Genomic DNA, 24,032 nt, shown 5'->3' on the forward strand with positions numbered 1-24,032 from the left:
CGGACGGTGTGCCCCTCAGCTTCCTGCGCTGCAGTTTCATGGGTCCGGCAGCCTCTGGAGAGCCGTTCGGCCGCGGACCCATACTCGGCGTGTCCTTCCCCCCACCCGCTACGATCGGAGACACCGGCGTGCACGTCGCAGCTCTCGAATGGCTCACCTTCGGCCTCGCCGACGCGGTCGCCGCCGCGCAGGAACGGGGCGTCACCTTCCATCTGCTGACCGCCGACCGTTCCGAATACGCCTTCGAGCTGGACCGGTGCGCCCCCGGTTCGCTCGTCGTCCACGACACGGACACCTCCGACCCCGACCGGGTGGTCAAGGAGCTGCGCGAGATCGGCGGACTGGCCGGGCTCATCAGCACCACCGACGTGTGCAGTCTGGTGTCGCCGCGGGTCGCCGCCGAGCTGGGGCTGCCGGCCCAGCCCGCCGACGCCGTACGGCTGGTGCGCGACAAGGCCGCGCTGCGCCGCCATCTGCACGAGGCGGGTCTCTCCCGCGCCTCGCAGCGGACCGTCGACCCCTCCACCGCCGATGCCGAGACCCTCGCGCGGACCCTGAGCTACCCGGTGATCCTGAAGGACGTCTCGGGCACCGGCAGCCAGGGCGTGTGGCTGGCGCGGGGACCCGAGGACGTACCGGGCGTGCTGGAGGCCGCCCGGGCCGCCTCGCTGCGTGGCGGCGTGCTGACGGCCGAGCCCTACTTCCGCGGTCCGCTGTACAGCGCCGAGACGCTGAGCTGGGACGGTGAGACCCGGCTGCTCGGCGTCAGCAGCCGGTTGCTGTCCCCGCTCCCGTACTTCCGCGAGGAGGCCGAGGCGTTCCCCGTCCCCTTCCCCGCGCTCCAGGCCGAGGAGCTGACCGACCTGGTCCAGGCCGCACTGGACGGCATCGGCTACTCCGGCTTCTCCCACACCGAGTTCATCCTCACCGACGAGGGATTCGAGATCGTGGAGATCAATCCCCGGCTGGGCGGCGGCATGGTGGGCGCCCTCGTCAACGGCGCGTACGACACGAACCTCTGCCACGCCTTCATCGACATGGCCCTCGGGCAGCGCCCCGCCCTGCTCGACACGGCGCTCACGCCCGTGCGGGGCATGTCGGAGGTCCACCTCATCGCGGACCGGACCGGCGTGTTCGACGGCTTCGACGGCGAGGAACTGCTGGCCGGCCACCCGGGTTCCCCCCGGCTGGTCGCCTCCCGCTCGCGCGGTCAGACCGTGGACTGCACCACCGACTGGCGCGGCAGTGTGGGCTCCGTCGTGGCACACGGTCCGACGCCCGAACTCGCCCTGTACAACGCGGCGTCGGCGGCCCGTCTGGTACGGCCCCGCATGCTGTGACGGCGGGCCACGGCCGACGCCCGTGGGGCCGGCCCGCTCCTCGCCGCGTCGCGGGAGTGATCACCGGACGGGCGTGACCGCCCGCGGTCCACCGGGCCGCCCGGACCCCGTGCCGGCGGCCCCCGGGGTCACGCCGGCCGGCGCTGGGCGGGAACGACGGGCAGTCTGAACCACACCGCCTTGCCCGACGGGGTGGGGCGGTGCCCGCACGAGGAGCTGAGGGCGCGGATCAGCAGCAGCCCGCGCCCGCCCTCCTGCCAGCAGTCCGGCTCCTCGATCACCGGCCGGGTCAGATGGCCGGGCGGGGAGGGGTCCGGATCGTGCACCTCGACCTGGCAGCCGGTCGGCAGCAGCCGCACCACCAGCTCTATCGGGCCGCGCCCGGCGGTGTGCTCCACCGCGTTGGCCACCAGCTCGGCCGTGAGCAGCTCGGCCGTGTCGCTGTCGGCCGGGTGCTCCACCTCGGCCAGCGCCGTGCGCACCAGCGCACGCGCCACGGGCACCGCCGCGGTGGTGTGCGGCAGCGCGATGCGCCAGGAGGCCGGTTCGGTGGGGCGTTCGTGCAAGGCGAGTCCGTTCATGGAGCAGGCTGTCCTGCTTTCGACTGTAGGAATGGTACGGGCCCGGCCACGGAGGCCTTCGGCGGGCTTCGGCCGGAACCACCGGCCCCGGCAACGGGCGGCTTACCCCGCCGGACGGCCCGCCTCGCACGCCGGGGCCCACTGTTACGGCGCTGTCGCCGACCGGTGACACAAGGGGCCGGACCGGCCGGACGGCCCCTTCTTGTCGCGCGCTCGTGACGACAGTCACAAACAGGTGATAACTTCATGGGACAGCGCAACGTACGGCACCGCCGCCCTAGGAGGCCGCACGTCATGAGTCCCTTCACCGGCTCCGCCGCCCGCACCGCCGACTGGGAGCACCTGCGGGTCGACCTCGCCGACGGGGTCGCCACGGTCACCCTGGCCCGACCCGAGAAACTCAACGCCCTCACCTTCGGCGCCTACGCCGACCTGCGCGACCTGCTGGCCCAGCTGTCCCGGGAGCGCTCGGTGCGCGCCCTGGTGCTGGCCGGGGAAGGCCGCGGCTTCTGCTCGGGCGGTGACGTCGACGAGATCATCGGTGTCACCCTCTCGATGGACACCGCCCAGCTGCTCGACTTCAACCGGATGACCGGCCAGGTCGTGCGGGCGGTCCGCGAATGCCCCTTCCCGGTGATCGCCGCGGTGCACGGCGTCGCGGCCGGCGCCGGGGCCGTCCTCGCCCTCGCCGCCGACTTCCGGATCGCCGACCCGAGCGCCCGCTTCGCCTTCCTCTTCACCCGCGTCGGACTGTCCGGCGGCGACATGGGCGCGGCCTACCTGCTGCCCCGGGTCGTCGGCCTCGGGCACGCCACCCGGCTGCTGATGCTGGGCGAGCCGGTCCGGGCCCCCGAGGCCGAGCGCATCGGCCTGATCAGCGAGCTGACCGAGGAGGGCCGGGCCGACGAGGCCGCCCGGGCGCTGGCCCGCCGCCTGGCCGACGGCCCCGCGCTGGCGTACGCCCAGACCAAGGCCCTGCTGACGGCCGAGCTGGACATGCCCCTGGCCGCCTCGGTGGAGCTGGACGCCTCGACCCAGGCCCTGCTGATGAACGGCGAGGACTACGCCGAGTTCCACGCGGCCTTCACCGAGAAGCGCCCGCCGAAGTGGCGGGGGAGGTGACCCCCGATGCCGACCTCGGGCATGCCGGCCGAAGGGGCGCGGGCAACCGCGCGGCAGGCCGCGACGGAGCCGCGGCCGCCGTCCGCGCGAAGCCGGTCCGCACGCATCGCGATCGTCGGCGGCGGCCCGGGCGGGCTGTACGCGGCGGCGCTCCTGAAACGACTCGACCCCGGCCGTGAGATCACCGTCTGGGAGCGCAACGCCCCGGACGAGACCTTCGGCTTCGGCGTCGTCCTGTCCGACGAGACCCTGGGCGGCATCGAGCACGCCGACCCCGTCGTCTACGAGGCCCTGCAGCGGGACTTCGTCCGCTGGGACGACATCGACATCGTCCACCGAGGCACCCGGCACACCTCCGGCGGTCACGGCTTCGCCGCGCTCGGCAGGCGCCGCCTCCTGGAGATCCTGCACGACCGCTGCCACGCCCTCGGCGTCGCCATCCGCTTCCGGACCGGGGCACCGCCGCGGGACGAGCTGTCCGCCGCGTACGACCTCGTGGTCGCCGCCGACGGTGTGCACAGCGCCACCCGTGAGGCCTTCGCCGACGTGTTCCGGCCGCGGGTGGAGACCCACCGCTGCCGCTACATCTGGCTCGCCGCCGACTTCGCCTTCGACGCCTTCCGCTTCGAGATCGCCGAGACCGAGCACGGCGTGATGCAGCTGCACGGCTACCCGTACGCGGCCGACGCCTCCACCGTCATCGTCGAGATGCACGAGGACGTGTGGCGCGCGGCCGGCTTCGACGAGCTGGGCGAGCAGGAGTCGGTCGAGCGCTGCGCCAAGATCTTCGCGGACGCGCTGGGCGGCCGGCAGCTGCGCTCCAACAAGTCCGCGTGGACGACCTTCCGCACGGTGGTCAACGAGCACTGGTCGCACGGCAACGTCGTCCTGCTCGGCGACGCCGCCCACACCGCCCACTTCTCCATCGGCTCCGGCACCAAGCTCGCCGTCGAGGACGCGCTGGCGCTCGCCGCCTGCCTGGAGGAACAGCCGGACGTGCCCGCCGCGCTGGCCGCGTACGAGGAGGAGCGCAAACCCGTCGTCGCCTCCACCCAGCGGGCGGCCCGGGCCAGCCTGGAGTGGTTCGAGAACGTGGGCCGCTACCTCGGCCAGCGGCCCCGCCAGTTCGCGTTCAACCTGCTCACCCGCAGCCGCCGCGTCACCCACGACAACCTCCGCCTGCGCGACGCCCGCTTCACCGGGGCCGTGGAGCGCGAGTTCGGCTGCCCGCCCGGCACGCCCCCGATGTTCACCCCGTTCCGGCTGCGCGGACTGACCCTGCGCAACCGCGTCGTCGTCTCCCCGATGGACATGTACTCCGCCACCGACGGCGTCCCCGGCGACTTCCACCTCGTGCACCTCGGCGCCCGCGCCCTGGGCGGGGCCGGGCTCGTCATGACCGAGATGGTGTGCGTGAGCGAGGAGGGCCGCATCACCCCGGGCTGCGCCGGCCTCTACAGCGGACGGCAGGCGGAGGCGTGGCGGCGCGTCACCGACTTCGTGCACCAGCAGGCGCCCGGCACCGCGATCGGCGTGCAGCTGGGGCACTCGGGCCGCAAGGGCTCCACGCGACTGATGTGGGAGGGCATGGACGAGCCGCTGCCCGCGGGCAACTGGCCGCTCGTCGCCGCCTCCCCGCTGCCGTACCGGCCCGGCGGCCAGACCCCGCGCCAGCTGTCACGGGCCCAGCTCACCGACATCCGCGAGCAGTTCGCGGCGTCCGCCTGGCGGGCCGCCCGCGTCGGCTTCGACCTGCTCGAACTGCACTGTGCCCACGGCTATCTGCTGTCCGGTTTCCTCTCGCCGCTCACCAACCGGCGCACCGACGCCTACGGCGGCTCGCTGGAGAGGCGGCTCAGGTTCCCGCTGGAGGTCTTCGACGCCGTACGCGCGGTGTGGCCGGCCGAGCGGCCCATGACCGTACGCATCTCGGCCACCGACTGGGCCGAGGGCGGCACCACCGCCGAGGACGCCGTGGAGATCGCCCGTGCCTTCGCCGCGCACGGCGCCGACGCGATCGACGTCTCCACCGGGCAGGTGGTGGCCGAGGAGCGGCCGGAGTTCGGGCGGTCGTACCAGACGCCGTTCGCCGACCGGATCCGGCACGAGGTGGGCGTCCCGGTGATCGCGGTCGGCGCGATCTCCTCCTGGGACGACGTGAACTCGCTGATCCTCGCCGGGCGTACGGACCTGTGCGCGCTGGCCCGGCCGCACCTGTACGACCCGCACTGGACCCTGCACGCGGCGGCCGAGCAGGGCTACGAGGGGCCGGGCACCGGCTGGCCCGCGCCGTACCGGGCGGGCAGCCGCCGCCCGCAGACGGGCCGCACGGACGCCCCGAAGCCCCGGCTCTCGCTCGGTTGAGAAGGACCGGGGAGGAGTCGTGCGGGGGTGCGGTCACACCCCTTCCACGCGATTCGCACGGTTCCTGAACCGCCCTGTCACCGCCGTCTGACTAGGTTCTTTCGAGCCATTTACGAAGACCACAGGGATCGAGACCGCGATGACTGACACCAGGCCGCTGCCCGAGGACCCCGAATACGGACACGGATACGGACACGGCCACGCGCCGGCCCCGGCACCGCAGTACCGGGGACCCGTGGCGCAGCCGGTCGCGCCCGCCAGGACCCGCCCCCGGGACGGCTCGGGCACCCGGCGCGCCGCGCTGGTCATCCACACCGTCGCCGACGTCGCGGCGGCGTTCCTCGGGCTGTGGATCCTGCTGTACCTGCTGGAGGCCAACCACGCGAACGTCTTCGTGGGCTTCGTGCGAGACGTGGCCGACTCGCTGGCCTGGTGGTCGCAGGACATCTTCACGATGGACACGGAGAGCCTGCGGGTCCTGCTCGACTACGGTCTGCCCGCGGTGGTCTACCTGGCGGTCGGGCACGGCGTCGCCATGCGGCTGCGCCGTTTCTGAGCCGCCGGGGCCACCGGCCGCTCACACCACCCCGGTGAACTCCGCGCCCGCGTCCCGCAGCCGCTCGTGCAGCCCCCGGAACACCTCCGCCGAGCGCACCCCCGGCCAGTCGGCGGGGAGCAGCCGGGTGGGCAGCCCCGGGTCCGTGTAGGGCAGGTGGCGCCAGGAGTCGAGGGCGAGCAGGTAGTCCCGGTAGGCCTCCTCGGGCGGGGTGTCCGGGCGGTGCTCCCAGGCGTGCAGGACGGGGGCGTGCGCGTCCAGGAACCGCTCGTGCTCCTTGGCGATCGCGGCCAGGTCCCACCAGCGGGCGACCGCGTCGGCCGTCGGGGCGAAGCCGAGGTGCTCGCCGCGGAAGAAGTCCACGTACGGGTCCAGCCGCAGACGGCGCAGCGTGTGCTCGGCCTCCTCGTACAGCCGGGCCGGGGCGATCCACACCCCGGGCGCCGCCGTGCCGAAGCCGAGGCCGGCCAGCCGGGAGCGCAGCACGTGCCGCTTCTGCCGCTCCGACTCGGGCACGGAGAAGACCGCCAGGACCCAGCCCGCGTCCTCGGGGGGCGCGGTGGCGTAGACGCGGCGGTCGCCGTCCTGCAGCAACTGGCGTGCTTCGGCCGAGAGTTCGTACCCGGCGGCGCCGGACGTCGTGCGGGCGGGCGCCAGCAGTCCGCGCCGTTTGAGCCGGGACACGGAGGAGCGGACCGAGGGCGCGTCCACACCGAGCGCGGCCAGGAGCCGGATCAGCTCGGCGACGGGCACCGGGCCGGGCATGGAGCGGCCGTACGCGCCGTAGAGCGTGACGATGAGGGACCTGGGGGCGTGCTGGTCGGACACGTTGATCATTTTAGGTCGTCGGTATCACTGCTGGTCACCCCGGGTGCGTAGGCGGAACCGCTGCAACTTTCCGGTGGCCGTGCGGGGCAGGGCGTCGAGGAAGACGAACTCGCGCGGGCACTTGTAGGGCGCCAGTTCGGACGTGAGGAACGCGCGCAGCGGTTCGGGGTCGCGCGGGGCCCCGTCGCGCAGCACGGTGTAGGCGACCACCACCTGGCCGCGTGACTCGTCGGGGCGGCCGACGACGGCCGCCTCCACCACGTCCGGGTGCCGCAGCAGGGCGTCCTCCACCTCGGGCCCCGCGATGTTGTACCCGGCCGAGATGATCATGTCGTCCGCGCGGGCCACGTAGCGGAAGTAGCCGTCGGGCTCGCGCACGTAGGTGTCGCCGGTGATGTTCCAGCCGCCGCGCACGTAGACGCGCTGGCGCGGGTCGGCGAGGTACCGGCAGCCGACCGGGCCCCGCACGGCCAGCAGTCCGGGCTCGCCGTCCGGCACGGGCGCGCCCGCCGCGTCCTGGACCTGGGCCTGCCAGCCCGGTACCGGCAGGCCCGTGGTGCCGGGTCTGATGTGCTCGTCGGCGGCGGAGACGAAGATGTGCAGCAGCTCGGTCGCGCCTATGCCGTTGATGATGCGCACCCCCGTGCGCTCGTGCCAGGCCCGCCAGGTGGCCGCGGGCAGGTTCTCGCCCGCCGACACGCAGCGGCGCAGCGACGAGACGTCCTGGCCGTCCAGCTCGTCCAGCATGGCCCGGTACGCGGTCGGGGCGGTGAACAGCACCGAGACGCCATGCTCGGCGACGGCGGGGAGCAGCTGGCGGGGACCCGCCTGTTCCAGCAGGAGGGAGCTGGCGCCGGCCCGCATCGGGAAGATCACCAGCCCGCCGAGGCCGAAGGTGAAGCCCAGCGGGGGACTGCCGGCGAAGACGTCGTCCTCGCGGGGGCGCAGTACGTGCCGGGAGAAGGTGTCCGCCGTCGCCAGCACGTCCCGGTGGAAGTGCATGCACCCTTTGGGGCGGCCCGTGGTGCCCGAGGTGAACGCGATCAGGGCGATGTCGTCCGCCGCGGTGTCGACCGCCGTGAAGGGGGTGCCGGGCGCGGGGCGGTGCAGGAGGTCGTCGGGGGCGTCACCGCCGTACGTGGTGATGCGCAGCCCGGGTATCTCGGCCTTGGCCAGGTCGTCCACCGCCCGGATGTCGCACAGGGCGTGCTCCACGCGGGCGATCTCGCACATGGTCGCCAGCTCGTGCGGACGCTGCTGGGCCAGCACGGTGACCGCGATCGCGCCCGCCTTCAGCACCGCCAGCCAGCAGGCCGCGAGCCAGGGGGTGGTGGGGCCGCGCAGCAGGACCCGGTTGCCGGGGACCACCCCGAGGTCGCCGGTGAGGATGTGCGCGATCCGGTCGACCCGGGCGCGCAGGTCGCCGTAGGTCCAGGTGGGGCCGCTCGGGGTGTGGAAGACCGGGCGGGCCGCGTCGGCGTGGCCGAGGAGCTGCTCCGCGCAGTTCAGCCGGTCCGGGTAGTGCAGCTCCGGCAGGTCGAAGCACAGCTCGGGCCACTCGTCCGGCGGCGGCAGATGATCGCGCGCGAAGGTGTCGACGTGGGCCGAGAGGTGCATGGCGGTTCGCCCCCTTGCCGTGACAGACGTCCGGACGGGCTCTCTGGTGCGCTCGCGGTTCGAGCGTATCGTGTTGGTGACGGCAGTCAACCTTGCGCGATAACGTCGTGGATGACGGAGCGGGCCGCGACGTCCCGTCCCGGTGGGGGCGGGGAAGCCCGGCCCGGCAGGTGACGGCCAGGGGCCGGGGTGGCCCGGCCCGGAGGGAGGACCGGCAGTGCCCGCATTCTCACTCGAACCGGAGCAGATCGCCTGGTGCGCCGAGCTGCGCACGCTGGCCGCCGAACGGCTGCGCCCGCTCGCCGACAAGGGCGAACCGGGGCGCGTCAACCGGCCGCTCCTCGCCGAACTGGGCCAACTCGGCCTGCTGCGAAGGCTGTTCACATCCGGGGCGCTCGACCTGTGCCTGATGCGGGAGTCCCTGGCCCAGGCCTGCACCGAGGCCGAGACCGCCCTCGCCCTCCAGGGACTCGGCGCCCATCCGGTGCACGCCCACGGCAGCCCCGCCCAGCGGGAGCGCTGGCTCCCCCGTGTCGCCGACGGCAGCGCGGTCGCCGCCTTCGCGCTGAGCGAGCCGGGTGCCGGTTCGGACGCGGCCGCACTGGCCCTCGCGGCCGAGCCCCACGGCCGCGACGGCTGGCGGCTCACCGGCGCGAAGTGCTGGATCTCCAACGCCCCCGAGGCCGACTTCTACACCGTCTTCGCCCGCACCGCGCCCCGCTCCGGGGCCCGGGGCGTGACCGCCTTCCTGGTCCCCGCCGACCGGCCCGGACTCACCGGCAGCGCCCTGGAGATGATCTCGCCGCACCCCATCGGCGCCCTCGAGTTCGACGCCGTGCCCGTCTCCGTCGACGACGTGCTCGGCGAGGCCGACCGCGGCTTCGCCGTGGCCATGGGCACCCTCAACCTGTTCCGGCCCAGCGTCGGCGCGTTCGCGGTCGGCATGGCCCAGTCGGCGCTGGAGGCGACGCTCGACCACACCCGGAGCCGCGAGGCGTTCTCGGGCCGGCTGATGGACCTTCAGGCCGTCTCCCACCAGGTCGCCGAGATGGCGCTGCGCACGGAGGCGGCCCGGCTGATGGTGTACGCGGCGGCGAGCGCCTACGACCAGGGCGCCGCCGACGTGCCCCGGCGCGCCGCGATGGCCAAGCTGCTCGCCACCGAGACCGCCCAGTACGTCGTCGACACCGCCGTCCAGTTGCACGGGGCGCGGGCCCTGCGCCGCGGTCACCTGCTCGAACACCTCTACCGCGAGGTGCGCGCCCCGCGCATCTACGAGGGGGCGAGCGAGGTCCAGCGGGGCATCATCGCCAAGGAGCTGTACGCCACGACCCACGACCGGGAGGTCCGGTGACGACCGAGCGCGTCAACCCGCCCGAGCTGTCCCCGCCCACGGGCTTCTCGCACGCCGTCGTCGCGACCGGCTCCCGCGTGGTGTTCCTCGCGGGCCAGACCGCCCTCGACGGCGACGGCAAGGTCACCGGCGCCACCCTCCCGGAGCAGTTCGAGCGGGCCCTCGGCAACCTCCTCACCGCCCTGCGCGCGGCCGGCGGCACCCCCGCGGACCTCGCCCGCGTCACCGTCTACGCCACGGACGTGGCCGACTACCGCGCCCGGGCCCGCGAGCTGGGCCGCATCTGGCACCGGGCGGCGGGCCGGGACTACCCGGCGATGGCCGTCGTCGAGGTCGTACGGCTGTGGGACGAGCAGGCGATGGTCGAGCTGGACGGGTTCGCCGTCCTGCCGTAGGGGCCCGCCGCCCGGCAGACCCGCGGCGGCCGGCTCAGGCCGCCACGGCGGGCCGCGCGGCCGGGACCCGCCGGGGCGGGACCACGCTGCCGTCCGCGTGCAGCTCCCCGCTGTCGTCGAAGACGATCGAGCCGTCGCACAGCAGGGTCCAGCCCTGCTCGGGGTGGGCGGCCACCGGGTGCGGGCCGTGGGTGGCGGGATACCCGGAGACCGAGGAGGAACAGGAGCACATGGCGCACCTCCACATCGGATGCTGAAGACCGGCGGATACGGCCGCCGCCCGGTATGCACAGACCATGCCCCCGGTGTGAACGCACCGGAACCGCCCGCCGGGAAGCGTGACAACACCCGGACAACTCACGGACGGTCCGATGACGCGCCACCGATGGGGTGAAGGTCACGGCCACCGGCAGGGCCGCCGGGTACCAGTGGTAGCCCCCATCCCCACGGAACCGGGAGGCACACCATGCCCCTACGCCACGCCCTCGCCGCGGCCCTCGGCGCCGCAGCCCTGCTGTGCGCCGTCGCCGGCCCGGCCGGCGCCGACCCCGCCGAGACCGTCACGGTCGACGCGACCGGCCGGATCGCCCCCGACGGAACGATCATCCTCACCGGCAGCTACCGCTGCACCGGCGGCACCGGCCCGGTGTTCGTCAGTTCCTCGGTCAGCCAGGGCGACCTCGGCGTCGAGCACGGCATCGGCGGCAGCATGGCCCTGTGCGACGGCGCCGAGCACCGGTGGACGGACATCGGGAAGGTCTCGCCCGCCCCGCTCAAGGAGGGTGCCGCCCATGTGGAGGCCACGCTCATGGAGCTGCGCCCGCTGGGCATCGCGCCGCTGCCGGCCTTCCACGCCGTGGCCGAGCAGGACATCACCCTCACCCAGGAGTGAGCGGCGGGCGCGCGCCGAGCCGTCCGGACGCGGGGGGCACCGGGCCGCCCGGCGCCGGACGCGCACCGTTCAGGAGCGCTGCCAGCTGTGCGGCGCGTGGAAGGCGTGCGGGCGCCAGCAGGTGGTGCCGGGGGTGGAGGGCTCCACACCGGCGTCGGCGAGCGCGCCGCGGCTGAGCAGCAGCACCGTGAGGGCGGCCAGCTCCTCGTCGGTGGCCTCGCCCTTCTCGACGCGGATGGGGGGAGTGGGGGCGGACGCGGGGGACACGGACATGGGGTACCTCCGTCACTGAGGGGGATTGCCGTGCTTGCGTGCGGGGCGCTCCGCGTGCTTGGTGCGGAGCATCGCGAGGGCCCGGATCAGCACCTCGCGGGTCTCGGCGGGGTCGATCACGTCGTCCACGAGGCCGCGTTCGGCCGCGTAGTAGGGGTGCATCAGCTCGGCCCTGTACTCCTTGACCAGCTCGGCCCGCTTCGCCTCCGGGTCGTCGGCCTCGGCGATCTGGCGGCGGAAGATGACGTTCGCGGCGCCCTCCGCGCCCATCACGGCGATCTCGTTCGTGGGCCAGGCGTAGGTGAGGTCCGCGCCGATGGACTGGCTGTCCATGACGATGTAGGCGCCGCCGTAGGCCTTGCGCAGGATCAGGGAGATGCGCGGGACCGTGGCCTCGCAGTAGGCGTACAGCAGCTTGGCGCCGTGCCGGATGATGCCGCCGTGCTCCTGGCCGACACCGGGCAGGAAGCCGGGCACGTCGAGCAGGGTGACCAGGGGGATACTGAACGCGTCGCACATCTGCACGAACCGTGCGGCCTTCTCCGAGGCCTCGATGTCCAGGACGCCGGCCAGGGCCTGCGGCTGGTTGGCGACGATCCCGACCACCTGGCCGTCCAGCCGGGCCAGCGCGCAGATGATGTTCCGCGCCCAGCGCTGGTGCACCTCCAGGTACTCGCCGTCGTCGACGATCTCCTCGATGACCCGGGTCATGTCGTACGGCCGGTTGCCGTCGACCGGCACCAGGTCGCAGAGCGCCTCGCACCGGCGGTCGGCCGGGTCGGCGGAGGGCGCCGCGGGCGGGGTCTCGCGGTTGTTGCCGGGCAGCATGGAGATCAGGTAGCGGACCTCCTCCAGGCAGGTCTCCTCGTCGTCGTACGCGAAGTGGCAGACGCCGGAGGTCTCCGCGTGGACGTCGGCGCCGCCGAGCCCGTTCTGGGTGATCTCCTCGCCCGTCACCGCCTTGACCACGTCCGGGCCGGTGATGAACATCTGCGAGGTCTCGCGGACCATGAACACGAAGTCCGTCAGGGCGGGGCTGTAGGCCGCGCCGCCCGCGCACGGGCCGAGCATCACGGAGATCTGCGGGATGACCCCGGACGCCGCCGTGTTGCGGCGGAAGATGCCGCCGTAGCCCGCGAGGGCGGTCACGCCCTCCTGGATGCGGGCGCCCGCCCCGTCGTTCAGCGAGACCAGGGGCGCGCCCGCCGCCAGGGCCATGTCCATGATCTTGTGGATCTTGGCGGCGTGGGCCTCGCCCAGCGCGCCCCCGAAGATCCGGAAGTCATGGGCGTAGACGAAGACCGTACGGCCCTCGACCGTGCCCCAGCCGGTGACCACACCGTCGGTGTACGGCTTCCTGGCCTCCAGCCCGAACCCGGTCGCCCGGTGCCTGCGCAGCGGCTCGACCTCCTGGAACGAGCCCTCGTCGAGGAGCAGGGCGATCCGCTCGCGCACGGTGAGCTTGCCCTTGGCCCGCTGGGCGGCGGTCGCCTTCTCGCTGGGGCCGGCGAGCACGCTTTCGCGTATCCCGGCCAGTTCCGCGACATGGGACTTCATGTCTCCCTGCCTCCGCGTGAGGTGACGTGAGATCGGACGGGGCCCGCGCGGGCCGTCGGGCCGGGTGTGCGTGGGCACGATCGTGGCAACGCGGGCTGACCGGGCGCTGACGGACCGCTTACAGGCCCCGGCCGCCGCTCGGTCACACCGGCTGGAGCAGCGAGGGGACCCGCGGGTCGCCGGTGAGGGCCGGGTCGTGGGCGAGGATGGCGCTCTCGACCTTGCGCAGGGCGGGCGAGGGCTGGATGCCGAGTTCCTCGTCCAGCTGGCGGCGCATGCGCCGGAAGACGTCCAGGGCGTCGGCCTGCCGGCCCGAGCAGTACAGGGCGATCATCAGCTGCTCGCAGAACCGTTCCCGCAGTGGGTGGTTGGAGTGTGCCTCGGCCAGTTCGGCGAGCACGGCCGCGTGGTGGCCGAGCCGCAGCTCGGCGTCGAAGCGCAGCTCCATGGCCCGCATCCGGTACTCCTCGTAGCGGGCGCCGGCCAGCTGGCACAGGGTCCCGCCGGGGAAGCCGCCGAACACCGGCCCGCGCCACAGGGCCAACGCCTCACCGAGCAGCCGGGCGACACGCGGGGCGTCGTCGGGCGAGGCCGTCTCCGCCTGCCGCACGGCCCGCACGAACTCGGCGGCGTCCAGCTCCCCCTCACCGACGCCGAGCCGGTAACCGGCGGGGTGGATGGTGACCCGGGAGGACGGCCGGTCCGGCTCCAGCGCTCGCAGCCTGCGCCGCAGCCGACTGACGTGCGCCTGCAGGGCGTTGGCCTGGTTGTCGGGTACGGCGTCGCCCCACATCTCCTCGGCCAGGCTCTCCCCGGAGATCGGCCGGCCCTCGCTGACCAGCAGCGTCTGCACCAGGGTGCGCTGCAGATCGCCGGAGACATCCGCGGGGCCCGCGGCGGTGCGTATCTCCAGTGCCCCGAGAACGGAGAACCTCAGCATGTCTTTCCCCCTTGATGACAATTCCTCGGCGACGGTGTTCCTGGGGTGGTGCTGCGGTGAAAGACAAGGAGACCGAACGCGCCGCGCCCCGGCGGGCCTCGACTCCTACGGCGGCCCGCCGGGGCGTCTGCTCCGCCGGGACGGGGGGCGGCCGGCGGTTCCTGGGTGATCCGGTGCTCCAGCGCCTTTGCGATGCACCGGCCGGTTGTGATCTGATGCCGCGCGCCGGGTCGGTGAATTTCCGTTCACCCCCATCGGGAATTTCATCCCGACGCGATTCCGGCTGCTGGCGGAGAGGGCAGGGTTCGAACCTGCGTGGGCCTTTTCAGGCCCGACCAGAGCTGTGCTCCGGGTCCCCGATCGGCCACTCCGGGCACCTCTCCTCGCTCCCGGCCCCGGTTCCCCGTGCCGTTCACATGGACCACATTGGCAGTAGCTGCTGACGGAATGCTGACACGCTTCTGACGCAGGCAACTAATTTCCGGTTGCCCTTTTCCAGAACAACCTCGTGGTGCTGTACTCCCTTCGACGGAAAACGCTCCCGAAAGGGGTACGGGAATGACCGCGACCACCACCGAAACCGGCACTGACAGCCAGATCCTCGACGCGATACGCGCCCACACCACGAGCGAGAACCCGAGTTCGTTCCTGGCACTCAACAGCGGAAACAGCGCCTTCACCGTCCCGGGCGCGGACGGTGTCGTCGTGTACCGCCGCACCGGCCGCTGGGCCGTCCAGTTCGGCGGCCCCTTCGTCGCCGAACGCGACTACGACACCCTCGTCGACGCCTTCCGGAGCCATGTCCGGGACGAGGGCCTGAGCCTCGTCGGCGTGCAGCTCCAGCGCACCGACGCCGAGCGGTACGCCAGGCTGGGCTGCACCGTGAACCAGGTCGGCGCCTCCTGGGCGGTGCGCCTCGCCGAGTTCACCCTGCGCGGCACGAAGTTCATGCAGCTGCGCAACAAGATCTCCCGCGCCCACCGCAACGGGCTGCAGATCCAGGAGGTCGACGCGGCCGACGTGCAGGATGCCATCGCCACCATCGACCAGGCCTGGCTCGGCTCCAAGGGCGGCGCCCAGCAACTGGAGTTCCTGGTCGGCCAGATCGGCGGCCCGGCCCAGGCCCACCGCCGCCTGTTCACCGGCACCATCGACGGCGCCCCCGTCGCGTACATCTCGTACTCGCCGGTCTACGGCAGCCGGGCCGGCTGGATGCACGACCTCAGCCGACGCATCCCCGAGGGCTCCCCGGGCCTGATGGAGGCCATCAACGCGCACGCCATCGAGGTGTTCCGGGCCGAGGGCGTCGAGTGGCTGCACTTCGGGTTCACGCCCTTCACCGGGCTCGACGCGAGCCACGAGATCGACGGCCACAGCCCCGCGTTCCAGTGGATGATGCACGCCCTGTGGGCCGAGGGCGCCGCGCTGTACCCGGCGCAGACCCAGCTGTCGTACAAGCAGAAGTGGGCCCCCGACGTGGTCATCCCCGAGTACGTCGCCTTCGACGGACCGGGGGCCTCGCTGCCCGGTTTCGCGCACATCTTCCGCGCCTGCAACGCCTTCTGACACCCGCCCCGCGCCCCGCGCGGCGCACCCTCACCGAACAGGAGACGACGAGATGAGCCAGTCCACCGAGGAACTCCAGCACGCCATGATCGGGCAGTTGATGGCCGTGATCGGCGCGCCCGACGACGAGCAGGTCGCCGAGGCCGCCGACGCGGTCGTCCGCGCCCTCGACGAGCGGCTGCACGCCGAGGCGGCCGCCTGAGTGCGCAACGGTCCGCCGGCGGCCGGGACGCACGGCACCCGATCAGACCGGCATCAGTGCCACATCAGTGCGGCACGGAACGCTGGACGTACGTTCGCCCGGCGGTCCGGGCCCGGGGGTACCGCACTGTGCCCCCGTCGCCCGGGTCCGCCGGGCGGCGGCAGCCCGCGACGGTGACCGGCCGCGGGAGCCGAAGTCGACCCGCGGCGCCCGCAGGTCCGCGGGGCCCCGGCGCCGCCGCCCGATCCGGGCACTTCTCCAAGGAGAGCAACGCATGCAGCGTCCGCACATCCAACAAGCCGTGGCCGCGGCCGCACCGGGCGGCGAACGCACCGGCGCGTCGGCCACGTTCGCCGAACTGCTCAAACGGGTCAAGGCAGAGGGGCTCCTCGACCTGAACCCGCGGTACTACGTGGGCAAGCTGGCCCTCAACACCACTCTGCTGCTGATCGGCTTCGCCGCCTTCTTCGAACTCGGCGACTCCTGGTGGCAGCTCGTCACGGCCCTGTGGATGGGCCTGTGCGGCGGGCAGTCGGCGTTCATGTGGCACGACGCCGGCCACAAGTCCATGTTCCGCAGCAAGAAGGCCGCCTCCGCCGTCGGCTACGTCCACGCCAACCTGGTCAACGGGGTCAGCTACGGCTGGTGGGTCAACCACCACAACCGGCACCACAGCAACCCCAACCACCTCGACATGGACCCGGACATCGGCCGGCGCACCGCCATCTTCGACATCAAGCAGTACGCGAGCCGCAAGGGCACCCAGAAGTTCGTCGTGCGCTACCAGAGCGTGCTGTTCTTCGTGCTGCTCGTGCTCGAGGGCTTCAAGATGCTGAAGACCGCGGTCCTGTCCATCGTCCAGGGCAAGACCAAGCGGCCCGCGCTGGAGACGTTCCTGATCGTGCTGCGCACCGCCGTCTACCTCACCTGCGTCTTCACCGTCCTGTCCCCGGCGCTCGCGGTCGCCTTCATCGTGGTGCAGCACGCCGCCCTCGGCGTGTACTTCGGGATGATCTTCGCCCCGAACCACAAGGGCATGCAGATCCGCGACGGCGAGGAGGAGACCCTGGACTGGCTGGAGCGCCAGGTCCTCACCTCCCGCAACATCCGGCCCAACCTGCTGGTCGACTTCCTCTACGGCGGGCTCAACTACCAGGTCGAGCACCACCTCTTCCCGGCCATGCCGCAGAAGAGCCTGCCCCGCGCCCGCGAACTGACCATGCAGTACTGCGCCGAGCGGGGCGTGCCCTACCACGAGGTCGGCTTCTGGGCCTCGTACCGCGAGGTCGCGTCCTACCTGCACGAGGTCAGCGCGCCCGTGCGGCGCGGCGACGTCGAGGAGCAGCTCCGCCGCCGGGCCATGGAAGAGGTGGCCTGACCCTCCACCCCCACCGCACACCCCACCTTCCCCCACACCCGGCCCCCGGGCCGCACGCCCGGGCCCGCCGGTGGCCCGGGCGGTTCCTTCCCCAGGAGCAACGCACACAAGGAGCCAGCCCCATGTCCCAGACCACCGCGGCGGCGGGCGGTCTCACCGCTCCCGCCCCGATCGGCGCCCGCCTGGACCGCATGCCGATCACTCCCCTGCACCGCAGACTCACCGCGGTCATCGGCGTCGGCCTGTTCTTCGACACCTTCGAGAACAACCTGTCGGGCACCATCGGAAAGGTGCTGCAGAGCGACTTCGGCTTCGGCACGACCTCGCTCAAGCTCGTCCTGGCCTCCGCGTTCGTCGGCCAGTTCATCGGTTCCCTGACGCTCGGCCGGATCGCGGACCGGTTCGGCCGGCGCCGGGCCTTCCTGATCAACCTCGCGCTCTACTCGGCCTGTTCGCTGCTCGGCGCGTTCGCCCCGAACGCTGCCTGGCTGATCGTCACCCGCTTCCTCGCCGGGCTCGGCATCGGCGCCGAACAGGCCCTGTCCGACTGCTACCTGGCCGACGTGCTGCCCGCGGCCAAGCGCGGCCGGTTCATCGCCTGGGCCTACACGCTCGCCTTCTGCGGGGTGCCCGCGGTGGGCTTCGCCGCCCTGTGGCTGGTGCCGCTGACCCCGCTCGGGGTGGCCGGCTGGCGCTGGCTGTTCGTGCTCGGCGCCCTCGGCTCTGCCGCGGTGTGGTTCCTGCGCCGGCAGCTCATCGAGTCCCCGCGCTGGCTGGCCGCCACCGGCCGCACCGCGGAGGCGGAGCGGCTGGTGGCCCGGCTGGAGGCCGAGGCGGCGGGCCGCGGGCTGCCGCTGGAGAGGCCCGCACCGGCCACCGAGGCCCTCGGTGACCAGCCGCGCCTTCGGGACGTCCTCGGGCGCGGCCTGCTGCGCCGCACCCTCGTGCTGTGGGTCTTCTGTGTGCTGTCGGTCGTCGGCTACTACGGCTTCGGCACCCTCGCCCCGCAGATCGTCGCCGCCAAGGGCTACGGCATCGTCGCCGGCCTCGGTTTCACCGCGCTGTCCTTCCTCGGCTACCCGGTGGGCTCCGCCCTCGCCCTGCCGGTCGTCGACCGGATGGAGCGCCGGACGCTCGTCGCCCTGTCGGCCGCCGCGATGGTCGCCGCGGGGCTCGGCTTCGCCTGGGCCGGCTCCGCGCCGCTGATCGTCGTGTGCGGCTTCGCGTACACCCTGTTCAGCAACGTCTTCTCCAGCGTCTCCCATGTCTACCTGTCCGAGCAGTACCCGACCGCGATCCGCGCCACCGCCTCCGGTGCCGCCTACTCGCTGTCCAAACTGAGCGCCGCCGCGCTGCCGTTCGTCCTGCTGCCGGTCCTGGACGCGCACGGCCCCGGCGCCCTGTTCGGTGTCATCGCCGCCGCCATGGCCGTCCTCGCCGCCACCGTGCTGACGCTCGGCGAGCGCACCACCGGCGTCCCGCTCGACCGACCCCACCTCACGAGGAGTTGAACATGGCCTACGTCATAGGACTGCCCTGCGTCGACGTCAAGGACCGCTCCTGCATCGACGAATGCCCCGTGGACTGCATCTACGAGGGCCGCCGCGCCCTCTACATCCATCCGGACGAATGCGTGGACTGCGGCGCCTGCGAACCGGTCTGCCCGGTCGACGCCATCTACTTCGAGGACGACATGCCCGAGGAGTGGGGCGGCGACCACGCGGCCTCCAACGCCGCCTTCTTCGCGCATCTCGGCTCGCCCGGCGGCGGTGGCGCGGTCGGTCCCCAGGACCACGACTCGCCGCTGGTGAGCGCGCTGCCCAAGGGGGTGACGGTGGCATGAGCGGCATCCTCGCCGGCAAGCGGATCCTGGTGACCGGCCTGGTCACCGACGCCTCCATCGCCTTCCACGTGGCCCGGATCGCCCAGGAGGAGGGCGCCGAGGTGCTGCTCACCGGTTTCGGCCGGCTCTCCCTGATCGAGCGGTTCGCGGGCAAGCTCCCGCGGCCCGCCCCGGTGATCGAGCTGGACGTCACCGACCAGGAGCACCTGGACACCCTGGCCGAGCGGATCGGCGCCCACACCGACTCCCTCGACGGCGTCGTCCACTCCATCGCCTACGGACCCCAGGGCGCCTTCTCCTTCCTCGACGGCACCTGGGACGACGTGTCGACGGCCGTGCACGTCTCGGCGTACTCCCTCAAGTCCCTCACCACGGCCTGCCTCCCGCTGCTGCGGCCGCGCGGCGGCTCCGTCGTCGGCCTCACCTTCGACGCGGCCGTGGCCTGGCCGCACTACGACTGGATGGGCGTCGCCAAGGCCGCGCTGGAGTCCACCAGCCGCTACCTCGCCCGCGACCTCGGCGGCCAGGGCGTGCGCTGCAACCTCGTCGCGGCAGGACCGCTGCGCTCCATGGCCGCCAAGTCCATCCCCGGCTTCTCCGAGCTGGCCGACGTCTGGACCACCGGCCGGGCCCCGGCGGGATGGGACCTCACCGACCCCGAGCCGGCCGCCCGCGGGGTCGTCGCCCTGCTCTCGGACTTCTTCCCGCGCACCACGGGCGAGATCGTCCACGTGGACGGCGGGGTGCACATGATGGGCGCGTGAGCGCCGACGGGAAGGGGGCGGGAGCCGGACCGGCTCCCGCCCCCTTCCCGTGTGTCACTCGGTCCCGCCGCCCGGCAGGATGCGCCGGAACCCGGTGTACGGGACCAGCGCCTCGGGCAGCCGCACCGAACCGTCGTCCTGGGCGCCCTGCTCCAGCAGGGCCGCGACCGTGCGGCCGATCGGCAGCGCCGAGCCGTTCAGGGTGGCGGCCGGCGACTTGCGGCCGTCGGCACGCTTGACCCTGATGTCCGCGCGGCGGGCCTGGAAGGTGCCGCAGTCGGAGACCGAGGAGATCTCCCGGTAGGCGCCGCCACCGGGCAGCCACACCTCGATGTCGTACGTCATCCGCGCCGAGAAGCCCATGTCCCCGGCGGGCAGCAGCACCGTGCGGAAGGCGAGTTCGAGCCGGCCGAGGCACTCCTCGGCGTGCCCCACCATCAGCTCCAGCTGCTCCTGCGCCTGCTCCGGCGCGCAGATCCGCACCAGCTCCACCTTCTCGAACTGGTGCAGCCGCAGCACGCCCCGGGTGTCGCGGCCGTACGCCCCCGCCTCCGCGCGGAAGCAGGGGGTGCGGGCGGTGAAGGCGTACGGCAGCGCCCGCGCGTCCAGCAGCTGTCCGGCCACCAGATTGGTCAGCGGCACCTCGGCGGTCGGGATCAGGAACAGCTCCCGGTCGCCGACCTGGGTGCGGAACAGGTCCTCCTCGAACTTGGGGAGCTGCCCCGTGCCGGTCATGGTGTCGCGGCCGACCAGGAACGGCACCGACTGCTCGGTGTAGCCGTGCTCGCGGGTGTGCAGGTCGAGGAAGAAGTCGCCGAGGGCGCGCTCCAGCCGGGCGCCGGCGCCGTGGGCCACGCTGAACCGGGCGCCGGAGAGCCTGGCCGCGGCGGGGGAGTCGAGGATGCCGAGCGACTCGCCGATCTCCGCGTGGTGCCGGGCCCCCTGCGCCGGACGCGGGTCGGGGCCGCCCCGCCGTATCTCCACGGCCTCCTTCTCCGAGTCGCCGTCCGGGACCGCGTCCAGCGGGAGGTTGGGGATGCCGAGCAGCAGGCCGGTCAGCTCGCCGGCGGCCGTGCGGGCGGCGGTCTCCGCCTGCTGCACCTTTGCGCGCAGGGCGCGGGCGGCCTCCTTCTCGGCCTCGGTGGGCGGCCCGGAACGGCGGGCCTTGGCCGTCCGGTTCAGCTCGGTGCGCAGCCGGGTGACCTCCGCCTGGGTGGCCGAGCGGGCGCGCAGCGCGCCGGTCACCGCGTCGAGGTCGAGGTCGTAGCGGCGGCGGGCCAGGCGCCGTACGGCGTCCTCGCCGGCCTCGATCAGCTCATTGGGATCGTGCATGACGGTCTCCTGACAGGGCGGGGGAGTGGTCGGGTACGGGAACGGCGGTGTGCCGGGTGCCGAGCAGCCGGTAGCGCAGCGGGTGGGCCGAGCGCAGCCGGGCCGCGTACACCAGGCCGCCCAGCGCGACCAGCGGCAGCAGCCAGGGCAGCGCGGCGATCACCTGCGAGGGCGAGCCGGTGAGCATGTCGAAGTTGCCGACCACCAGCCAGACCGAGGCGGCGAGCCCCGCGAAGCCGAGCAGCGGGGCGACGGTCTCCCGCCACCAGTGCCCGCGCCCCGCGCGCAGCCGCAGCCCGAGCACCGACAGCGCGGCCAGCGCCTGCAGGGTCACGATGCCGAGGGTGCCGAGGCCGAGCATGCTGGTGGTCAGGTCGGCGTACGGGTCCAGGCCCGCGATCGCGAAGCCCGCGACCACCAGCGCGGTCAGCACGCTCTGCGCGACGCTCGCCCGGTGCGGGGAGTGGTGCCTGGGGTGCTCTGCGGCCAGCGAGGCGGGCAGCAGCCCGTCCTCGGCGAGGACCTGGGCGTAGCGGTTGGCGGCGCTGTGCAGGGCCAGCGTCGCCGCGAACAGGCTGGTGCACAGCAGGACCTGCAGCCCGGTGCTGCCCGCCTTGCCGAGGAAGTCGTCGCCGAGCCCGAAGAACAGGTCGCCCATCTGCTTGCCCGCGACCTCCCGCACCCGGTCGCCGCCGATCGCGCCCACCGCCAGCCAGCTGGTGAGCGCGTAGAAACCGGCGATCAGGAGGACGGCCGCGTAGGTGGCCCGCGGCACGCTGCGCGCGGGGTCGCGCGCCTCCTTGCCGTACAGGGCGGCCGACTCGAAGCCGATGAAGGACACGAACGCGAACATCAGCGAGACACCGACGCCCGGGCCGACGGCCGTGTGCGGGGAGAACGAGGCGGTGGGCAGCGCGTGCAGCCCGTGCCGCGCGAGGATCGCCACGTCCAGGGCCGCGAGCACCCCGATCTCGCCCAGCATCAGCAGGGCGAGCACCCGGGCGCTGAGCGCGATCTCCCGGTAGCCGAGAACGGCGGTCAGCACCAGGCCGACGGCCGCGCACCACTCCCAGGAGACCGTCAGCCCGTGGGCGGCGAGGACGAGCTGGGTGAAGTAGCCGAGGGCGCCCGCGAGACCGATGGTCGCGCAGTTGTACGACAGCAGGGCCACGTAGCCGGCCGCCACCGCGGGCGGCCGGCCGAGCCCGTCGGCGACGGAGGCGTAGAACCCGCCGGACCCGCCGGTGCGCCGGGCGCTGACCGCGTAACCGACCGAGAAGCACAGCAGGGTGACCCCGGCGAACACGAAGGCCGCCGGAACGCCGGCCCCGTCCCCGAAGGCGAACGCGAGCGGGACCGTGCCGACCATGGCGGACAGCGGGGCGGCCGCGGCGACGATGAGGAAGAGGATGTGCCCGGTGCCGAGCCGGCCGGCCGGGGGCGGGGAACCACTGGTGGACATGGGGACTCCAGAGCAGAAAGGGGACGTACGGGGAACAGCCGCCCGCAGTGGGTTTCTGCGGACGGCTGCTGGGAGCGCCCCGGAAGGGGGCGCGGGGACCGCGTGGCCGGCCGGTGGCCGGCCACGCGGTCGGACGGCGGGCATCACGCCGGCGCGATGGCCAACGCGGTGTTCTGCCCCCCGAAACCGAGCGAGTTGCTCAGCGCCAGATCGACAGGCATCTCGGTCAGGGACTGGGCCAGCTTCACCTCGGCCCGGGGATCGGGCATGACCAGGTTGGCGGTCGGGGGGATCAGTTCGTGCTCCACGCTCAGCACGGCGAACGCGGCCTCGACCGCTCCCGCGGCGCCGAGCAGGTGCCCGGTGACTCCCTTCGTGGAGGTGACCAGCGGGTCCCCGCGCAGGGTCCGCTGGATCATGCGGGCTTCGGACAGGTCGTTGAGCGGTGTCGACGTGCCGTGCGCGTTGACGTGCTGCACGTCGTCCGGGTCGGCGCCCGCGTCCGCGAGAGCCGCCCGTACCGCCGCCTCGATGCCGGCGCCGTCGGGATGCGGCGACGTCATGTGGTGGGCGTCGGCGGTGGCGCCGTAGCCGATGATCCGGCCATGGATGTGCGCGCCCCGGGCGCGCGCGTCCGCGACACGTTCCATCACGAGGATCCCGGCGCCCTCACCGGCGACGAACCCGTCCCGGTCGACGTCGAACGGGCGGGACGCGGACGCCGGGTCGTCGTGCCGCTTCGACAGCGCGCCCATCTGGGCGAAGCCGGCCATGACCAGTGGGGTGATCATGGCCTCGCTGCCGCCCGCGAGCACGATGTCGCAGCGGCCGAGGACCAGCAGGTCCCGGGCGGTGCCGATGGCGGTCGCGCCCGAGGCGCAGGCGGTCGCCACCACCAGGTTGGGCCCGGTCGCCCCGAACTCGATGGCCGTCTGTCCGGCCAGCATGTTCGGCAGCTGCATCGGCAGCAGCAGCGGCGACACCCGGTCGGCGCCGTGCTCGCGCAGCACATGGTGCTGGTCCTCGACCGTGCCCGGACCGCCGTCGGCGCAGCCCAGCACCACACCCACCCGCGCGCCGTCCCAGGTCTGCGGGTCGAGGCCCGCGTCGGCCACCGCCTCGTGGGCGGCGACCAGCGCGAACTGCACGAACCGGTCCAGGCGGTGCGCGCGCCGCGCACTCAGCAGTGTCTCGGGGTCGAAGCCGGGCACCCGGCAGGAGATCTGTACGGGGTTGTCCGCCAGTACCGGATCGAGGGCGGCGGCCGGCCTGCCGTCGCAGACCGCCGACCAGCTCGGCCCGACCCCGATCCCACCCGGGGTGACCAGACCGAGCCCGGTGACGGCGATGTCCATGCCGGCCATCAGACCGTCGCGCTCCGCTCCTCCATGAGCCGGACCATGTCGGCCACGGTCTCGGCCTCCAGGAGGTCGTCGTCGCTGATGTCCAGGTCCAGCTCGGACTTCAGCAGCAGCGACAGCTCCACCACGGCCAGCGAGTCGAGCTCGATGTCCTCCCGGGTGGCCTCCGGGGTGATGGCCTCGGGCGACACCTTGAGCTTGTTGGACAGGATTTCCTTGAGCTGCTCCAGCATGTCGGTTCCTTTCGAAGGTGTACGCGCCCGGCGTACCGCTGAATCGATATGAGTTACGGACTATTGCTGACG

Annotated in this window: 24 protein-coding genes and 1 tRNA gene; 13 read left to right on the forward strand and 12 right to left on the reverse strand. The window is 73.2% G+C overall.

Annotation, left to right across the window (positions count from 1 at the left end):
- The first annotated feature begins 128 nt into the window (after positions 1-128).
- Positions 129-1,340 (forward strand): ATP-grasp domain-containing protein, encoded by a 1,212-nt coding sequence (locus ACZ7FF_RS19815; protein ID WP_470813523.1) that lies wholly within the window; start codon positions 129-131, stop codon positions 1,338-1,340.
- Positions 1,341-1,468: 128 nt separating this feature from the next.
- Here the strand turns inward: ACZ7FF_RS19815 and ACZ7FF_RS19820 are convergent, their stop codons facing one another.
- Positions 1,469-1,921, reverse strand: coding sequence for an ATP-binding protein (locus ACZ7FF_RS19820; protein ID WP_470813524.1), 453 nt, complete (start codon positions 1,919-1,921; stop codon positions 1,469-1,471).
- Between the two features lie 294 nt (positions 1,922-2,215).
- On the opposite strand from ACZ7FF_RS19820, the gene ACZ7FF_RS19825 reads away from it, so the two are divergent.
- From ACZ7FF_RS19825 to ACZ7FF_RS19835, 3 genes are all read left to right on the forward strand, one after another.
- Positions 2,216-3,043: an enoyl-CoA hydratase family protein gene (locus ACZ7FF_RS19825; RefSeq protein WP_470813525.1), complete on the forward strand. Its 828-nt coding sequence runs from the start codon at positions 2,216-2,218 to the stop codon at positions 3,041-3,043.
- A gap of 6 nt (positions 3,044-3,049) precedes the next feature.
- Positions 3,050-5,407, forward strand: a complete 2,358-nt coding sequence (locus ACZ7FF_RS19830) for a bifunctional salicylyl-CoA 5-hydroxylase/oxidoreductase (RefSeq protein WP_470813526.1) — start codon at positions 3,050-3,052, stop codon at positions 5,405-5,407.
- Between the two features lie 139 nt (positions 5,408-5,546).
- The gene (locus tag ACZ7FF_RS19835) at positions 5,547-5,963 is read left to right on the forward strand and encodes a hypothetical protein (RefSeq protein ID WP_470813527.1); all 417 of its coding nucleotides are present in this window, start codon (positions 5,547-5,549) and stop codon (positions 5,961-5,963) included.
- 21 nt (positions 5,964-5,984) lie between these two features.
- On the opposite strand, the gene ACZ7FF_RS19840 is transcribed toward ACZ7FF_RS19835, so the two are convergent.
- Both ACZ7FF_RS19840 and ACZ7FF_RS19845 read right to left on the reverse strand, forming a co-directional pair.
- Positions 5,985-6,800: a PaaX family transcriptional regulator gene (locus tag ACZ7FF_RS19840; protein ID WP_470813528.1), complete on the reverse strand. Its 816-nt coding sequence runs from the start codon at positions 6,798-6,800 to the stop codon at positions 5,985-5,987.
- Between the two features lie 15 nt (positions 6,801-6,815).
- Positions 6,816-8,408, reverse strand: a complete 1,593-nt coding sequence (locus ACZ7FF_RS19845; protein WP_470813529.1) for an AMP-binding protein — start codon at positions 8,406-8,408, stop codon at positions 6,816-6,818.
- A 217-nt stretch (positions 8,409-8,625) separates the two neighbouring features.
- Between ACZ7FF_RS19845 and ACZ7FF_RS19850 the strand changes: the two genes are divergently transcribed.
- Both ACZ7FF_RS19850 and ACZ7FF_RS19855 read left to right on the forward strand, forming a co-directional pair.
- Positions 8,626-9,762, forward strand: a complete 1,137-nt coding sequence (locus tag ACZ7FF_RS19850) for an acyl-CoA dehydrogenase family protein (protein WP_470813530.1) — start codon at positions 8,626-8,628, stop codon at positions 9,760-9,762.
- Positions 9,759-10,157, forward strand: a complete 399-nt coding sequence (locus ACZ7FF_RS19855) for a RidA family protein (RefSeq protein WP_470813531.1) — start codon at positions 9,759-9,761, stop codon at positions 10,155-10,157. The genes ACZ7FF_RS19850 and ACZ7FF_RS19855 overlap by 4 nt, the downstream gene beginning before the upstream one ends.
- 34 nt (positions 10,158-10,191) lie before the next feature.
- On the opposite strand, the gene ACZ7FF_RS19860 is transcribed toward ACZ7FF_RS19855, so the two are convergent.
- The gene (locus ACZ7FF_RS19860) at positions 10,192-10,389 is read right to left on the reverse strand and encodes a DUF5999 family protein (protein WP_470813532.1); all 198 of its coding nucleotides are present in this window, start codon (positions 10,387-10,389) and stop codon (positions 10,192-10,194) included.
- 234 nt (positions 10,390-10,623) lie between these two features.
- Here ACZ7FF_RS19860 and ACZ7FF_RS19865 point away from each other — a divergent pair, with 234 nt between their 5' ends.
- The gene (locus ACZ7FF_RS19865) at positions 10,624-11,049 is read left to right on the forward strand and encodes a DUF6299 family protein (protein ID WP_470813533.1); all 426 of its coding nucleotides are present in this window, start codon (positions 10,624-10,626) and stop codon (positions 11,047-11,049) included.
- A 69-nt stretch (positions 11,050-11,118) separates the two neighbouring features.
- Here ACZ7FF_RS19865 and ACZ7FF_RS19870 read toward each other — a convergent pair whose 3' ends face one another.
- From ACZ7FF_RS19870 to ACZ7FF_RS19885, 4 genes are all read right to left on the reverse strand, one after another.
- A complete protein-coding gene (locus tag ACZ7FF_RS19870; RefSeq protein WP_470813534.1) occupies positions 11,119-11,322 on the reverse strand; it encodes an acyl-CoA carboxylase subunit epsilon in 204 nt (67 codons plus the stop codon).
- A gap of 12 nt (positions 11,323-11,334) precedes the next feature.
- The gene (locus tag ACZ7FF_RS19875) at positions 11,335-12,879 is read right to left on the reverse strand and encodes an acyl-CoA carboxylase subunit beta (RefSeq protein WP_470813535.1); all 1,545 of its coding nucleotides are present in this window, start codon (positions 12,877-12,879) and stop codon (positions 11,335-11,337) included.
- A gap of 142 nt (positions 12,880-13,021) precedes the next feature.
- On the reverse strand, positions 13,022-13,819 hold the full coding sequence (locus tag ACZ7FF_RS19880; protein ID WP_470813536.1) for an AfsR/SARP family transcriptional regulator: 798 nt from the start codon (positions 13,817-13,819) through the stop codon (positions 13,022-13,024).
- Between the two features lie 287 nt (positions 13,820-14,106).
- Positions 14,107-14,202 (reverse strand) — tRNA-Cys (locus ACZ7FF_RS19885).
- Between the two features lie 175 nt (positions 14,203-14,377).
- On the opposite strand from ACZ7FF_RS19885, the gene ACZ7FF_RS19890 reads away from it, so the two are divergent.
- The 6 genes from ACZ7FF_RS19890 to fabI all read left to right on the forward strand — a co-directional run bounded on the left by ACZ7FF_RS19890 (position 14,378) and on the right by fabI (position 19,572).
- Positions 14,378-15,385, forward strand: a complete 1,008-nt coding sequence (locus ACZ7FF_RS19890) for a DUF2156 domain-containing protein (protein WP_470813537.1) — start codon at positions 14,378-14,380, stop codon at positions 15,383-15,385.
- 52 nt (positions 15,386-15,437) lie between these two features.
- Entirely contained in the window at positions 15,438-15,587 is a 150-nt protein-coding gene (locus tag ACZ7FF_RS19895) for a hypothetical protein (RefSeq protein ID WP_470813538.1), read from the forward strand.
- Between the two features lie 274 nt (positions 15,588-15,861).
- Positions 15,862-16,965, forward strand: a complete 1,104-nt coding sequence (locus ACZ7FF_RS19900; protein WP_470813539.1) for a fatty acid desaturase family protein — start codon at positions 15,862-15,864, stop codon at positions 16,963-16,965.
- A 122-nt stretch (positions 16,966-17,087) separates the two neighbouring features.
- Complete coding sequence (locus tag ACZ7FF_RS19905; RefSeq protein ID WP_470813540.1) at positions 17,088-18,476, forward strand: MFS transporter; 1,389 nt, start codon at positions 17,088-17,090, stop codon at positions 18,474-18,476.
- Positions 18,477-18,478: 2 nt separating this feature from the next.
- Positions 18,479-18,808 carry a ferredoxin gene (gene fdxA, locus ACZ7FF_RS19910; RefSeq protein WP_470813541.1) on the forward strand — a complete coding sequence of 110 codons (330 nt, stop codon included), beginning with the start codon at positions 18,479-18,481 and terminating at the stop codon, positions 18,806-18,808.
- Complete coding sequence (gene fabI / locus ACZ7FF_RS19915) at positions 18,805-19,572, forward strand: enoyl-ACP reductase FabI (RefSeq protein ID WP_470813542.1); 768 nt, start codon at positions 18,805-18,807, stop codon at positions 19,570-19,572. Before fdxA ends, fabI begins: the two co-directional genes overlap by 4 nt.
- A 54-nt stretch (positions 19,573-19,626) precedes the next feature.
- Here fabI and serS read toward each other — a convergent pair whose 3' ends face one another.
- The 4 genes from serS to ACZ7FF_RS19935 all read right to left on the reverse strand — a co-directional run bounded on the left by serS (position 19,627) and on the right by ACZ7FF_RS19935 (position 23,960).
- The gene (gene serS / locus ACZ7FF_RS19920; protein WP_470813543.1) at positions 19,627-20,904 is read right to left on the reverse strand and encodes a serine--tRNA ligase; all 1,278 of its coding nucleotides are present in this window, start codon (positions 20,902-20,904) and stop codon (positions 19,627-19,629) included.
- Complete coding sequence (locus ACZ7FF_RS19925; RefSeq protein WP_470813544.1) at positions 20,888-22,366, reverse strand: APC family permease; 1,479 nt, start codon at positions 22,364-22,366, stop codon at positions 20,888-20,890. The genes serS and ACZ7FF_RS19925 overlap by 17 nt, the downstream gene beginning before the upstream one ends.
- Before the next feature lie 143 nt (positions 22,367-22,509).
- Entirely contained in the window at positions 22,510-23,730 is a 1,221-nt protein-coding gene (locus ACZ7FF_RS19930; protein WP_470813545.1) for a beta-ketoacyl-[acyl-carrier-protein] synthase family protein, read from the reverse strand.
- Positions 23,730-23,960, reverse strand: coding sequence for a phosphopantetheine-binding protein (locus ACZ7FF_RS19935; RefSeq protein ID WP_076095786.1), 231 nt, complete (start codon positions 23,958-23,960; stop codon positions 23,730-23,732). The genes ACZ7FF_RS19930 and ACZ7FF_RS19935 overlap by 1 nt, the downstream gene beginning before the upstream one ends.
- Positions 23,961-24,032 lie beyond the last annotated feature (72 nt).

Source organism: Streptomyces sp. NPDC037126, assembly GCF_055605965.1.